The following is a 15,526-nucleotide window of genomic DNA, read 5'->3' as shown; positions in this document are numbered from 1 at the left end:
GGGTAACGAATCGGTAACGTAGCGAAGTCTTAACTTGGTTCAGACCTGACTTATCCCGTCATCTGATTACAGAAGCAACTTTCTCAAAATGCCTATTTCTCAATAACTTTGATCTACCTTTCCATATCTCGCCGATTATTGCTACCTTTGTCCTATCAAAATAAATAGCTATTTTTGTAATGTCGGTTACTGTAACCGGCATTACGATAAATGAATATGCGATGAAATTTTACGATAGGACTGAAGAAATAGCTGAATTGCAAAGGATTAAAAATCTTTCTGATGTAAATCATTCGAGATTAACGGTAGTCACGGGAAGAAGACGAATAGGTAAAACAAGCCTAATTCGCCAAGCTTTTATGAGACAAACGACTATATATTTGTTTGTATCAAGAGATAATGAATCAATTCTTGTAAAACGTTTCTCTGATGAAATCAGAAGGGTACTAGATATTTTCATACCTGATGAAGTTTCCTCATTTAGGAACTTATTTACGATACTGATGGAAGTAGCCAAGAAGCAGCGGTTTAACCTTGTAATTGATGAATTTCAAGATTTCTATTATGTAAATAGTGCCATATTTAGTCATATTCAGGATGTATGGGATCGGTATAGACAGGAGACCAATGTGAATTTTGTTGTCTGCGGTTCTGCGTATCGCATGATGAACAAGATTTTCGAGGACCGAAAAGAACCATTGTTTGGACGTCGTGACGCTCTTATAAAATTGAATCCGTTTAGGACTGATACAATTAAGGAAATCATTAAAGATTACAAACCAGACTATTCTAATGAAGATTTACTTGCTTTATATACATATACAGGTGGAGTACCTAAATATATAGAACTATTTATGGACAATTTAGTCACAGATAAAGATTCAATGATTTCTTATATGATAAGAGATAATTCTTTGTTTGTCAGTGAAGGAAAGAATATCTTGATAGAGGAATTTGGTAAAGATTATGGAACGTATTTCTCGATACTTGGTTGCATTTCTACAGGTATAAACACGCAGGCAAATATTGAGGGAGCATTAGGAGGAATAAGCATTGGGGGATTTCTTAAACGTCTTGTAGAAGATTATTCATTGATTGCAAAGATCAGGCCTTACGGAGCATCTGAAGGAGGGAAAAATATTAAGTACGAGATATCAGATAATTTTCTCCGGTTTTGGTTCAAATATATTCATAAGAACAGGTCTATCGTAGAAATGGGGAACTGGAAACTGTTGAAAAAAATCATCTCTGATGATTATACTACCTATACAGGTGATATTCTTGAAAGATACTTTCGCCAAAAGATGATTGAAAGTATGGAGTATCGCTATATTGGAAATTGGTGGAATCCAAAAAACACAGAGAATCAGTGTGAAATTGATATTATAGCAGTATCCGCTGACAATACAAGAGTAGATATATTTGAAGTCAAAAGAAATCCTGAACGATATAAAGAAGGAGTTCTAAAAGAAAAGGTAGATCATTTATTGACAAAGCAAAAAGAACTAAAGAAATGTACCCTAACATTGGGTAATCTTTCTATGCTTGATATGTAATTAATATTTCCTTCGTCCCGTCTGTACTGTGACAGCCAAATTTAAAGAAAATGCACCAATAGAACCTGTAATAACTGTTACGGCAGGTGTAGATGAAATAATATATATCTTTCGGCAAGTTCTAATATCACTTTAACTACTGCTAAAGAAATAAGAAGAGAGGTGTACTATACAGTATCTGGTTCAGAAAGGCACATTGAAGGTAGTGTTACTATTCCTGCTGGACAATCATCAGCGAAATCTACTGTATATCAACTACCTACTAGATAAAATATTTGCAGATATATCTAGTATAATTATCTTTGCCTCAAAGAAAAATGACAAAGTTATGAAAGGTGCAATTTATAGTAGAGTATCTACAGAACAACAAGATTATAGTAAACAAACGAATGAACTGAAAGACTATGCCAAAAGAAACGGTATAGAAGTAGTCTATGTATTTGAAGAAAAAGAATCAGGATTCAATAATAATAGACCAGAGTTTGAAAAACTAAGAAAGCTAACGAAGCAGGATATTGATATTATTCTGGTCTGGGAAATATCACGTATAAGTAGAAGGGCAATTTATTTACAACAGCAGGTACAGGAATTTACTGATAAAGGAATCTGTATATATGCAAAGAAAGATGGCTTTTCTACCTTAAATGATGATGGTTCTGTTAATGCTTCAACTAAAATGTTGATAGGCTTTGCTTCCATTATTGCAGAACAAGAAGCAGCAACACTCAAAGAAAGAACTATATCCAGTAAAAGAAATAAGATTTTAAGAGAAGGTAAAAGTTATACATATTATGCTCCCTATGGATATGATTACAGTAAAGAGACTAAAATGTTATCCATCAATGAAAAACAGGCACAAGTTGTTAAAAGGATCTTTCAATTGTCTATAGATGGATATTCAACAGAAAGAATTGCTATTCTTCTGAATGCAGAGAAAATACCAACTAAAGGCAAAAAGGAGAATTGGACAGCAGGAACAGTTTGCAATATGCTTACGAATCCAGTGTATAAAGGTGAAGCAAATTATACTCTTAAAAAAGAAAAGAAAGCAGGTAGTACTTATTGTAAACCTATGGAAGTGGTTACTATTTCTACACCTGCTATTATTGAAAAAGAACAATTTGAACTCTCACTACAAAAACTAGCAGAACGGACAAAAAGAAGTAACAGTTTTGGAACTAAGTATAATCCATTACTTAGAGGACTGATCCACTGTCCCCACTGTGATGTAAAGTATGTATATAATTTTGGAACAAACCAATATCTCTGCGTTAATAAGTACAAGAAGGCAAGTAACAAAAATGTACATTGTACAGCCAAATGTATTTCCAATAAGCTGGATTCTATTGTTTGGAATGTAGTAAAAACATTTTTCTATAAGGAACTGGCAGCAGGGAAAGCACAGGAACAGATAGAACCATTACAGGCAGAAATTGAATCATATAAACGGCAGATTCTTCTTTTAGATGGTAAACAGTCTGAACTTACTGCTAGAGCAAACATAATAGTAGATGCAGCCATTGAAATAAAAATCCAGTTTCCTAATATGCCAGATCTTTATGCTAATAAGATGAAAGAAGTAGAAGAGATCAATAAAGAAGCCAGCAAATACCAGAAAGAAAAGGAAAGACTGGAAAAACTAATACACTCTAATGAATCCAGAATAAAGAATATCAACAGAGCCAGTAAAGAATCTGCTTTAGTGGAAAGTATTACAGATGAAACAGAAAAGTATGATCTGGTACATAAGGCAATAGATAAGATAATGATTTTTGGAGAAGGTAAAACATCTATTATTATTGTTACTTTTTCTACTGGACAAACTATTTATCTGGGTTATTCTTCAAAATCTAATAGCAAATACTACACAATCTTTTACCCTAGTTCTGATATTTACTTTGATATTCAAACAAATAAAGGATATATCAACCATTTAAAAGAGAAGGCAACCATTAATTCAGATGGTTCCATTTACTTAGGTGATCTCACTGGAGAAGTTAAGGAATACAGTATTATAGATTTTGTAAATTATCTAGATATTGAGGAAAACAGAAGATACTACTAACAAAGAAAGTCCTGTTGGCATAATAAACTGGCAGGACTTTTTTTGTCTTGTAAACTTTACCTACCTTTGCACCAACTTCTAAAGTTCAAGGAGTTGAGCCTCTTAGAAGGGACATAGTTAATAAGAGCGTTTGAAATATTATCCTTAATCTGGAATCTGGACAATTCTAAAACACAGGGATAATAGACAGTAATCGCTCACGCTGTGCTATATATCTACCTAGTGTAGCTTATATAACTGTATGGCGTGGGCTATTGTTTATTACTTGTGTTTGGGCAGTCCAGAGCCTCAGATTAAGTAATATTCAATAGTTCCCACGCTTTTTTATTTGTTAATCTTTCCAGAGGGAACAGGAAAAAACAACAAGAATCAAGATGAATAGAATTTTTAATGTATGTATGTTTGTTATTTGTTCTTTATTACTGTTATCCAGTTGTGATAAGGAATCCAACAGTATTGATATTTTTTATGATTACAAAGTGAAAAATCAAGAAGGCTTTGATATATATAGTATTATTCTGTGTCCTTATAACGAAGATACAACATTCTTGACAGGTATTAAAAATGAAAAAATGTGGGTCGGAATGTTTGATGAGCATACAAAGGAACAATTGAAAGAATGGAATGGGACGGAGACAATCGAGCGTACAATAAAAATCGATTTGGGATATGGTAAAACAGAACTTCTTAATATTGTTTCATTTGGTTTTAAACTAGGTATTTACAAAACGAATTGGGGATATATTCCAACACTGACATATGGTGTTATTTTACCTACACTGGGTGGAGGAACAGCATTAGAAAAAGACATCCTTCTTTTAAATGATGATAAAATGATTGTTTATTCCGCAGTAAATCCCAGTATTATTCAGTCCCACTGGTATCAGGAAAGTATTGTTGTTTCTTCCTACATTCGTGATAGCTATAGTTATAAAGTTGTATCTCCAGAAGGAAAAGAAATTGTGGAATTGAAAAGTAAGCCTTACAACCGTTTAATAGAGTTAGAAAATCTTTTTCCTGTTTCTTATACAGATGGTATAGGCTTCTACGAAAGAGGAAGAGGATATGATAATAAAAAATGTGACATTTACATTCATAGAGTCAATTATGCTATTTCTAAAGATCTTTGGGATATACCTATTTCATCTTTGACAAACATCGAAAAAGATGCTCTTTTTAATATAACAATTTTGGAACAAAGTAATCCTATCTGGAAATTTCAAATTGATATTACCAATTATGATGGAAGTAAGAAACAAGTTATTTTTACTGTTGATGTGGAGACAGGAAAAGTAACAGAAATATAAATGAATAGGATGTAAAATAAACTGTGTCAGATTATTTTACGTTTTTAAACTCATCGGTCGGGGAACGGCCAGCGCCAAGGGGCGAGACCACCCGTCCCGACGAGCGTAAAAATCCAGTAAGCTAATGTAGCGAATCTGTTGTTATAGCACAACTTAGGATATTAGCGGGATTCTTCTATGCTGTTGATTTCCTTCTGTAGTTCGTACACTTTCTTCTTCAGTTCTGTATTATCCATCATGTACGTGGCTAAATTTTCGCTCATATCGAAAAGCTTTGCCTTTAATTTGGTGTTCTCGTTTTCTGAATTTTCTAGTTCTGTTTTTAAAGCTATATTTTCCTTTACTAGACTTTCGTTTTTTTCGGTTAGCTCTTTGTCAGTCCCGAGTCCGTCAATGAAACGGACCAAATTTCCTATGACTGGAGCAGTTTCTATTCCTCTTGAAATTGGTTCAAGAATTGCGTAAAGCTTTTGGCATAATTCCGATTGCTGAATTTTGTCCATTATGCTGTCATAGTCCCTCGATGTTCCAAATATTAGATCATAAGCTTCTTTATTTACTTTCTCTAATTTCTTTGCAAATATTGCAGAAACTTTAAATTGTCCGTTTCTTAAATTTAAAATATATTGCTTTGATACTTCTATTTCCTCTGCAAGTTGTGAAGCGTTTACTCCAGCAAACAGCATGTATTGTTTTAATAATTCTTTATCTTCCATTGCTATTGGTGTTTTGGTTTATGCAAAGATGCTGATTATTATACATATACCAAAGAATTTGATGGTTGAATACTCAAAAATGTAGCTGAATATGTTTACTTTTTCTTTTATGTGGTATATAGAGTAAAACTAGGCAGCAAGCATATTTCTGGCGCGTACCGGCCATACCCAAGAAGATATTCGGCAATATGTTGAGACGGCTTTCGGACATAATCTACATCGGACCTGTGATTGAATACCCCCTACCTATTCTTTTAAGGGCAGTTGCCAAGAGACTGTACCGGAGTCGATAATAGCCTTTATGACAGTAATAGCTTTGAGGAAACCATTCGGCTGGTGGTTTCTTTGGGTGGGGATGTGGATACGATGGGTGTTATCGCAGGCGCTATTACTGAAGCATTTTATAGGGATGCTCCGGAATATATCGTTGAACAGGTTCTTCGATGGTTACCGGATGAATTTGCGGATGTATTAGGAAGATTCTATGATAGATTTGTCCGACAATGAAGTGTAGTATACTTTCAGCTTAATGATTCTGATTGTTAAAGTTTGATTTGATTTCTTATCCTACTATCTCAATATTTTATTCATATTATTGGATTTTGTACCTTTGACATAAGATAGATGATGGATTAATGAGAGATAATATATTTACATACGAAGGACCAAGGGGTGAACTGGTGGAGATTTTCTCATTGTTGTCCCATTAAAATCTAAAAGAGTTCTTTGAAATATTTGAAATTTAGTTAGTTACAGCGATTTTCCGAGCGAACGGACTTGAATTTGTAGCTTTGCATCAGATTAATCCGATGGCATATGTTCCAAGACAAATACGTTTTCGCTCAATTGGCTTCATTTCTGAATCGAAGTAAGTTTAACCGCATAGTCACCAAGTATGATGGTGATAAATATGTGAAGCACTTCACCTGCTGGAATCAACTACTTGCTTTGATGTTTGGTCAACTTTCTAATCGTGAAAGTCTGCGAGATTTGATAGTTGCTCTTGAAGCTCATCATTCCAAATGTTATCATTTAGGAATGGGTAAAAATGTATCAAAGTCATCGCTGGCAAGAGCAAATCAAGATAGAGACTATCACATCTTTGAAGAATATGCTTACTACCTGGTTAGCGAAGCACGACAAAAGTGTGCTAATCATATTTTCAAACTTGGCGGTAACGTTTATGCTTTCGATTCGACTACTATTGACCTGTGCCTTTCAGTCTTTTGGTGGGCAAAATTCCGCAAAAAGAAAGGTGGTATCAAAGTGCATACATTATATGATGTGGAAACACAGATTCCTGCATTCTTTCATATCACGGAAGCATCCGTACACGATTCTAAAGTTATGATTGAAATTCCTTATGAACCAAGCTCTTATTACATCTTTGACCGCGGTTATAACAACTTCAAAATACTGTATAAAATTCATCAAATTGAAGCCTACTTTGTTGTCAGAGCAAAAAAGAATCTCGGGTACAAATCCATCCAATGGAAACGTAGGCTGCCTAAGAATGTGCTTTCAGACGCAAGTGTATTTCTGACAGGATTCTATCCTAAACAATATTATCCAGAGCCACTTAGATTGGTTAAATATTGGGATGAAGAACAAGAACGAGAATTTACATTCATAACCAATGCGATGCATATATCTGCGCTTCAAGTTGCTGAACTTTATAAAAATCGCTGGCAGGTAGAGCTGTTTTTCAAATGGCTCAAGCAGCACCTTAAAATCAAAAGATTTTGGGGAACTACAGAGAATGCTGTTCGAATACAGATATATGCTGCTATATGCGCTTACTGTTTGGTGGCAATCATTCAACACGATATGCAACTGAACAGAAGTACATATGAAGTGTTACAAATACTGAGCATCTCATTGACTGATAAGACTCATCTGAGAGACCTCTTTGATAAAACTAAATTTCAAAATGACAAAGAACGATTCGGACCAAATGGGCCAAGTTTATTTAATTTTTAATTCGTCCCAATTTTAATGGGACACTAATGTTAATGCATTAAATATCATATTGCCGACCTTTCGGCAATATGATGGATTGGACAAGCCAATCCGTTTATTGATAAAAGTATTAAGGGGAAATCTGTTTTTTTCGGAACAGATTGCTGTTCCCTTAAAGGATGAAATACAATTGGTAAAGGAATACTTACAACTGCGTTTGTTGGGTAATCCTGACCGGATCCGAATTATTTGGGAATTACCACCGGAGATACCTGATACTTGGAAGATTCCTTCAATGTCTGTCCAAATACCGGTAGAAAATGCTGTGAAATATGCTTTTGACCCGGAAAACGAAGAGGCTTGCATACATATTCGTATCATCGAAAAGCAAGGCAGCCTTTTTATCGCAATCGAAGATAATGGTGTCGGTCTTGCTGCAGACATGCAGAACCGCCAAGAGAAACAAGGTACAGGTTACGGACTGAAAATTCTACGCCAGACCATCGATATTCTGAATAGCCGGAATAAGAATAAAATGAACTTTATTATACAAGACCGTAGCCTGCTTGAACCGGGAGGGCACGGGACTTTAGTTTCTCTTGTTGTACCGTTAGATTATACATTTGATTTATGAGTGAAGAAATTACAGTCGTGATTGTAGATGACGAAGCGGCTTCTGTCCGCAATTTGAGTAATGATTTGTGTGTCTATTCGGATGTACGGATTTTGGAAACAACCACTTCGGTAGAAAAGGCAAGAAAGATCGTGATTCGCCAACAGCCGGATTTGCTCTTTTTAGATGTGGAGATGCCCAAGATGTCCGGTTTGGATCTATGGCAAAATATCCGTGCGGATGTCCATGCCGATATGCGTGTTGTTTTTTATACAGCATACGATAAATATGTATTGGAGGCTTTGCGGGCTTCTGCTTTCGACTATCTGCTGAAGCCTTACCTTCCGGAAGAATTGGATGCCGTCATCGAACGTTTCCGCTGTGTTTTTTATCGCAGCAGGGTGAATATGGAGCAGTCCATGCGCCGTCTTTTAGCCGATGACTGCAAATTTGCCATCCAGACGGTGACCGGCCTGTTGTTTTTGAAGCGTAGTGACGTGTTGTTATTTCGTTTTTCAGACGTGAGCCGTTGCTGGCAACTCTATCTGTCCGACCGCACAGATTACAAACTCCGCATGAGTGTTTCTGCCCGCGATTTGATGAACATGAGCGTCTCATTTGTCCAAATCAGCCAAAACTGCATTGTCAATCTGGACTATTTATGTTCAATTGAGAATAAAACTCTCGAATGCCACCTTTATCCCCCTTTTGACGACATTGAATTGATCGCCTCTCGCCGATATTTCGGAAAGGTGAAGGAGTGGTTAGAGATTTTGTAAGGTGTATCGTCTTATCAATGTAAGGTGTATTATTTTCCCGGCAACGATGTTTTTCATGTTGTCCGGAAATTTAATTTTTGTGTTTGTCTGCTATTTTGTACCGCTTAACGATGAAATGCCACTTTTGTACGCTCTTTGAGTTTTAACTGATTGTGAAGGTTATGGATGGTTTATATATTTGAAAATTATTTAAAAGGGGATGATCTCCTAGTTATTGGGGAATAATTTAAAATATATAAAGGATGAAACGAGTTTTATTTATTTATTATTTGTTGGGAGGATTACTCTTTTTGTTACCCGATTGGCTAAATGCACAAGGTAACGGCAACATGGTAGGGATTGAATTGACCGGAAAACAGGAGTTTGGCTCTAATGTGGTTTTTGATTACCGTAGGTCGGAAATACGTAATCAACTCTGTATTCCTCCAGAAGTACTTTGCTTGTCGGTCGGGACTCAGATTCATGCTATATCCATACCTTATAAAATAAATATCTATGATGGATCCACTCTCACGCAATCTTTGGGTAACATGCGTATTGCGTTGGGAGAATGTCAATCTATACCCAGCTATAGTTACCCTTATTCTTATATCGAAGAGGGGATGGCTACACTCTATGAAGGAGGAGATCAATTAGAGGTGACTCTTACAAACAAAATGCAATTTGTTACATACAATTTATCAGCTCCTTTTACCTACAACGGGGGATATTTGTTGGTGGATTTAAAAACAACAACTGCTGTCCCTATCACGCAAAACATAAATATCTCTACTAACTTTCATGAATACAAAAGCATCCTAAACCTACGTGGACAAGACGGGAAACAACCTTATAAAAATGATATGAAACCGGATCTTGTGTTAGGAGTAATCACATCTCCAGGCAATGCGGTTCCGTATATTCCTCTCCAATTCAGAGAGTCTATCTTAGGGTATGCACCAGTAGGAGGCTCTTCTCCTAAAGTGGATATCCAAATCGCTAACATCGGGGATCAGCCTTTAGAAGTGAAAGGGATAACTGGTTCTGAAAACTTTGCATTGGTAAATTCTAAAATGGTAGCTGTTGGTTCAGAGGAAATAATTCAATTCCAATTTACCCCAAAGAATGCTGGTACACGGGAAGAAACTGTATTTTTGCAGACCTCTGCCGGAAAAATCGAAATGAACCTGTCAGGTACGACCTATCGTCAGACTCCTTATAACAGGGTGATTAAGGTAAGCCCTGAAAATCCTTTATGGGAGCAATTGATGAATGAAGAAGATAGGTTACAAATAACAGAGTTAAGTATAGAGGGACAGGTAACAGAAAAAGATATGAGCTTTGCATCTTATGAAATACCCAACCTGATTCGATTGGATATGTCGGCAGCTGTTTCATCTGATGCGAATGTGTGGTTCAATGAAGAATGTTGGCCGCAATTTGAACAATTGGCATTGCCTGCTGGGGTTAAAAGCATAAGGATACCTCAAACCGCAACCAACTTGTCTAAACTGATTCAACCTTTAGGATTTGAAGGGCTCTCAGGTGACTATAATCAGGAAACCCAAAAAGAATCGCTTCCCGCCAATTTGACCACGTTGATCGCTTTTGGACTTAATTCGATATCAGTGAACTCTGATGCGATACAAACTATTGAAACTGTTTACGTCCCAGAGAATGCTTTGGATAATTGGAAAAATGATTATCGGTGGCACGATAAAAATATCCTTCCAATTACCGATGCCGTTCTCCATCCCGATTTTGGAGGGAATATGCTGGTTCGCGATGAATGGGTCATTACGATGGACAATTATCCGAAAGGTGAAATCGGAATCAATATTAAGCCGGATGAAGGACAGGTGACCGCCTCTGCTTCCTTGATAAATAAGGCTCCGGTGCAGATAAAGGAACTGAATATGTCATATAAGTTGAATGGGAGAGGAACAGAATATAATGAACCTCTGCCGGATGGGTTGTTTGTAGAAAAAGGAATCTATTCTGTTTTTATAAATGAAAACGAGGAGGCTGCACTCCAAAGTGTCTCTTGTGATTTGAAGTTGCAACCCCAAAAATGGCACTTTCTCTCTTTTCCTTTCGATGTGGAAAGGACTGCTTTCGTCTCTGCTCCTGAAAACGGTTCGCGACAGTATGTGGTTCGCACATACGATGGGCAATCCCGAGCTGATAATGGTATGCATAATGATAGGAACTGGAAAGATGAAACGATGAAACTGAAAGCTGGATGCGGATATATTTTACAAACGGATGATCCAGAACAGTATCAAAATGATGATAGGTATTATAAATTGTCACTTCGCATAGAGGGTGCGGATTTGGTACGAGATTTGATGAAAACAGAGGCCGTTTCCATTCCACTAGAGTATTATGGATCATCATATGATGATAACAAAAGTTGGAACCTGATTGGTAATCCTTACTTGTCTTTCTATGATATCCGGGATATTGTTTTTGGTTCTGCTTCCATTATCGTCATTTGGGACGGGCAGGGATATATTCCCCTTTCCATCAAGGATGACTCATACTCGTTACGTCCGTTGGAGGCGTTCTTTGTGCAGAAACCGGATGGCGAAGAAGTTATCACGTTTAAACCGGAAGGCAGGAGAATTAATGCGGAATCGACCGTTTTTTATGCCTTGCGATCTATTTCAGATACGGACAGGAAAGTCTTGAATTTGCGTTTAAGTGGTGAAACCTATACTGACCGGGCACGTATTGTAATCAATCCATCGGCTCAACCGGGGTATGACATGAATAATGATGCAGTCAAATGGATGAGTTCCAATAAGGAGATCCCACAGTTCTATACCCTTGGTGGGGAAGGCAAGCGGTATGCCATCAACGAGCGTCCTTTAGGAACGGGCTCCGTACCGGTTGGCCTTTATGTCGGGCAGACAGGAATCTATACATTCGAAAAAGTGGAGGATGAGATTTGGGAGCAGGTCTGTCTGCTTGACAAATATGAAAACAAACAGGTTGATTTGTGCTGTGATTCCTATTCGTTCCATGCAGATAAAGGGACTGTGGACGATCGATTTGAAATCCGTTTTGGCATCCCGACCTCTAATCTTCCGGTAACCTCCACGACCAGTCGTGTCCGGACGGAAGGTCATACGCTTCATATCGAGGTTGGCGAAAAGACAGAAGTTACGATCTATACCGCTTCGGGTATTGAGAAATATCGTAACCGCATTGAGGTTGGTTCGACCGCTATCCATTTGGAATCCGGTTTCTATCTGGTGCGGATCAACGAGACAACTCACAAAGTAATCATCCATTAAAAGACAATGATCATGAGATATTACATTTTTTTATTTATAACGTTCTTATTCCCTATTTGTGTGTGGGGACAGTTTAATCCTCATAATCCGGATGAACCCAGTATGGATAGATTAACTCCTAACTATGATTATGCGGTGTATAAAAATGGTGTGACTTTCACGAATAAATCGAAAGGAGCCAGTCGATATTTGTGGAATTTTGGAGATGGGAATACAAGTACCTTGAAACATCCGGAACATATCTATTCGCAACCGGGTTCTTATAAAGTTGAGCTGACAGTGAAAAATGGTAAAGAAGAAAGGACTGTCATCAATTATATTATGATTGCTCCAGAATCAGAATATTCCATATCTGGTTCATTCACATTGAATCCATCCCAAAAAGGTATTCGAAATTTCCAGTTGTTGGATGATATGTTCAGAGACTTAATGGAGCTACCTTTAAGTGGTGATGTGACTATTACCGTAGCGCAAGATCTGGATTTGTCGTTATCGAATTTGAATATGACGGAAGTTGCAAATAAGTTGATTCCTAAATTGAAAGATTCTCCTTACAAGGTGAAGTTGGAACAGGAAAATGGTAATTCAAGTTTTCTTAGTCTTTGGAATGAGTTGAACAAAGAAAACTATGGACTATTGGAGCAATTAGTTCAATATATGGATTGGGGGGTCTCAGTTCGTTTCGGAAACGAATCCTTTCATATAGGAAACTGGGATTGGGTGTTTAAACCCGGTCCGATCTGTTATGGGAAGCAAAGTGATGAGATTAGGTTTGATATGTATTCGGAAGCATTTACTTATGAATGGAAGTTAGTTGAAACCCAGGAAGGTTTAACAGGATATAAAGAGTCTGGTTCAGGTAAAATCCCTGCGATGGAAGTGATTAATACTACCAATAAATATCAACCGTTGGCTTATGAAGTTTCTTGTCTTTATCAAGGAGAGATTTATGCGACTCATCTTGTTACTTTATGGGTTTATCCCCAAACTATGTATCTGAATTTGTTGGAACCATCAGACAATGGGCTGATTGCGACACCTGATGATGTTAATTTTTCTTGGGAACCGATTCCGGGGAAAAATTATCATTATGAAGTTTATATACGTAAACAAGGGGCAAGTGAGTTTGATTATATAAAAGGTGTTTCTGATAGCAGATGTCATATTGAGAATTATAATGGATTTTTTCAGTTTGAACAGACCTATGAATGGTATGTTCGGACTTATCATCGTTGTAGTGGAGAATATGTTCAGAGTGATCCCCGACCTTTACCATCGGTAAAGCAGCCGATTTGGAAATAACAGAAGTGAAGGTTGAACCGCAAACGGTCGTATCCGGCAAAGAGTTTACGATTACGGCAATCGTGACCAATAAAGGGGCAAAAGAACTTGGAACGATGTCATGGAGAGATCAAATTCGTTGCACGAACGCTTCAATTTCTACCCAATATAAAGATCATGCGAATCAGGGTTTGGAAATCGGAGAAAGCTATGAACTCAACTTTACGTTTAAAGCACCCTATGAAGAGAAATTGAAGACTTTGACGTTTGAGATCTATCTTGATGTGGATGATGCTCTTCTGGAAATGAGCAAAAGCAACAACCGCAAAGAGATTGAAATCCCTTTGGCTTTGCTTACTATTCCGGAAGATGAATTCAAGGTATTATGCGACTTGTACACGCAGGCTGGTGGTGACCAATGGTATTTGAACCGTCATTGGGACGTTACGACCAATGCTGTAGACAAGGATGGTTGGGAAGGGGTTACATTAGACGAGGATGGACATGTGCTTGAAATAAATCTTTCTGGTCGGAACTTGGCTGGGCCGCTGCCAGCAGGATTGTTCTCGCTGCCTTATTTGCAAACATTGGATTTGAGCCGGAACGCCTTGACTGGCAATTTAGAAGAGATTGTTCCGGAAAGTTCGACCGCTCCCGAATTGGTTGCTGTCAATCTGGAACAAAATCAATTGTCAGGAATGATACCGACAAGCATCAATTCTTTGCCAAAATTGGAGAATCTGAATTTGAAAGGTAACCGGTTGGAGACCGTTGCAGGCTTGATTTCGCAAAAAATAAACCTTGTCATTATCGGTCAGACGTTGCCCAACCGGCAAATCGAGTTGCGCCACAAGTTTGTACTAGACTTGCCAGAAATCTGTTTGTATAACCATGATAAACAGGCGAAAGAGGAATGGCCCGGGTTGTCATTGCAAGTCCCAGGCTATGCGACTCCTATGGATTTGAAATATCAAGACGATGCGTATGGTTTTGTTTGGAACAGCTATTACCATACGATCAATCTACCTCCGAATCAAGACTTGGTGCTTACTCAAACTTCTAATTCGGCTAAAGACAGTAAAGTTACAGTCCAGTTGTTTTTTGATCAAGGCGATGCCAACATGGATGGATGCGTAAGCATGAATGATATCCGGCATACATTGAACTTTATCAATGATGACAATAATAGTAGTGGCAATGGTGGTTATATCAACTTCAATTATTATGCTGCCAATACCTATCAGGAGAAACAAGCGGAATCGACCATCAACGTGCAAGATTTGGTTGCTACGGTCAATATCCTGTTGGAGACTCCGCAAACAAGAAGTGGCTCCACCTTGCGTTCTGCGGATGCGGTAAGTTCAGAGCCTGTCGCCTTCCTTTCCGTTAAGAGTGGAAAACTGGTTATCGACAATCCGGCAGAATCGGTTATGGATTTGGACATAACCCTGAAAGGAGTTACTTCGAAGCAAATTGAGTTATTGCTCCCAGCTAACAATTATCTGTATAGGACCCGCGATGTCGAAGGCGGTGTGCGGTTTGTTTTAGTGTGCATGAATGGTTCAGGCATCCCTTTGGGCAAAACAGACATCATGAAGGTTAAAGGAAGCGATGCTTTTGTAGCTCATGCCCATTTGACAAATAAGGCGGCTAATGAGGTTAGATCCGACTTTGATGGGAAACAGGTGGCAACCGGAAATAATGCTGTATCAATGCCGGACGGATTGTCTGATGGTAATATCCGTATCGATCATGATGTCAAAGCACTGGTTGTCTCGGTGTACGATATGGGCGGACATATTCTTTCTTACAACCGGGTTCATGAAGTCGTTCCTGGTGATTATAAGGTAGTCCAATGGTTGCCTAAAGGACTTTCTTCCGGTATTTACCTCGTGCAGATTGAGCTTCATACAACAGATGAAATCAAACATCAAACAATAAAAGTTTCACTTACAAAATAAGCAAATTATGA

At 37.8% G+C, this 15,526-nt stretch carries 11 protein-coding genes; 10 read left to right on the top strand and 1 reads right to left on the bottom strand.

All coding sequences use genetic code 11. The annotated features are described in order from the left end of the window. Positions 1 to 221: 221 nt before the first annotated feature. The 3 genes from BQ9893_RS07815 to BQ9893_RS07805 all read left to right on the top strand — a co-directional run bounded on the left by BQ9893_RS07815 (position 222) and on the right by BQ9893_RS07805 (position 4,928). Entirely contained in the window at positions 222 to 1,556 is a 1,335-nt protein-coding gene (locus BQ9893_RS07815) for an ATP-binding protein (RefSeq protein WP_075966080.1), read from the top strand. A 328-nt stretch (positions 1,557 to 1,884) separates the two neighbouring features. Further along, the gene (locus tag BQ9893_RS07810; RefSeq protein ID WP_075966079.1) at positions 1,885 to 3,621 is read left to right on the top strand and encodes a recombinase family protein; all 1,737 of its coding nucleotides are present in this window, start codon (positions 1,885 to 1,887) and stop codon (positions 3,619 to 3,621) included. Between the two features lie 374 nt (positions 3,622 to 3,995). Continuing rightward, complete coding sequence (locus BQ9893_RS07805; protein WP_075965594.1) at positions 3,996 to 4,928, top strand: hypothetical protein; 933 nt, start codon at positions 3,996 to 3,998, stop codon at positions 4,926 to 4,928. A 161-nt stretch (positions 4,929 to 5,089) separates the two neighbouring features. On the opposite strand, the gene BQ9893_RS07800 is transcribed toward BQ9893_RS07805, so the two are convergent. Further along, positions 5,090 to 5,644, bottom strand: a complete 555-nt coding sequence (locus BQ9893_RS07800) for a helix-turn-helix domain-containing protein (protein ID WP_075965593.1) — start codon at positions 5,642 to 5,644, stop codon at positions 5,090 to 5,092. A 336-nt stretch (positions 5,645 to 5,980) separates the two neighbouring features. On the opposite strand from BQ9893_RS07800, the gene BQ9893_RS22505 reads away from it, so the two are divergent. The 7 genes from BQ9893_RS22505 (at position 5,981) to BQ9893_RS07765 (ending at position 15,515) form a co-directional block, all read left to right on the top strand. Continuing rightward, complete coding sequence (locus BQ9893_RS22505; protein ID WP_167369856.1) at positions 5,981 to 6,151, top strand: hypothetical protein; 171 nt, start codon at positions 5,981 to 5,983, stop codon at positions 6,149 to 6,151. 309 nt (positions 6,152 to 6,460) lie between these two features. Then, positions 6,461 to 7,624 (top strand): IS4 family transposase, encoded by a 1,164-nt coding sequence (locus BQ9893_RS07790; protein WP_005868407.1) that lies wholly within the window; start codon positions 6,461 to 6,463, stop codon positions 7,622 to 7,624. A 169-nt stretch (positions 7,625 to 7,793) separates the two neighbouring features. Next, positions 7,794 to 8,237 carry an ATP-binding protein gene (locus BQ9893_RS07785; protein ID WP_139322581.1) on the top strand — a complete coding sequence of 148 codons (444 nt, stop codon included), beginning with the start codon at positions 7,794 to 7,796 and terminating at the stop codon, positions 8,235 to 8,237. Then, positions 8,234 to 8,995 (top strand): LytR/AlgR family response regulator transcription factor, encoded by a 762-nt coding sequence (locus BQ9893_RS07780; protein ID WP_075965590.1) that lies wholly within the window; start codon positions 8,234 to 8,236, stop codon positions 8,993 to 8,995. Before BQ9893_RS07785 ends, BQ9893_RS07780 begins: the two co-directional genes overlap by 4 nt. A gap of 242 nt (positions 8,996 to 9,237) precedes the next feature. Then, the gene (locus tag BQ9893_RS07775) at positions 9,238 to 12,273 is read left to right on the top strand and encodes a T9SS type A sorting domain-containing protein (protein WP_075965589.1); all 3,036 of its coding nucleotides are present in this window, start codon (positions 9,238 to 9,240) and stop codon (positions 12,271 to 12,273) included. A 12-nt stretch (positions 12,274 to 12,285) separates the two neighbouring features. Beyond that, complete coding sequence (locus BQ9893_RS07770; protein ID WP_208610807.1) at positions 12,286 to 13,575, top strand: PKD domain-containing protein; 1,290 nt, start codon at positions 12,286 to 12,288, stop codon at positions 13,573 to 13,575. Further along, on the top strand, positions 13,566 to 15,515 hold the full coding sequence (locus tag BQ9893_RS07765) for a CARDB domain-containing protein (RefSeq protein WP_075965587.1): 1,950 nt from the start codon (positions 13,566 to 13,568) through the stop codon (positions 15,513 to 15,515). The genes BQ9893_RS07770 and BQ9893_RS07765 overlap by 10 nt, the downstream gene beginning before the upstream one ends. The last annotated feature ends 11 nt before the right edge of the window (positions 15,516 to 15,526 follow it).

Source organism: Parabacteroides massiliensis (assembly GCF_900155425.1).
Taxonomy (GTDB): Bacteria; Bacteroidota; Bacteroidia; order Bacteroidales; family Tannerellaceae; genus Parabacteroides; species Parabacteroides massiliensis.
Note: the sequence above shows the minus strand (reverse complement) of the source record. Positions and strands in the feature narration are given on the sequence as shown.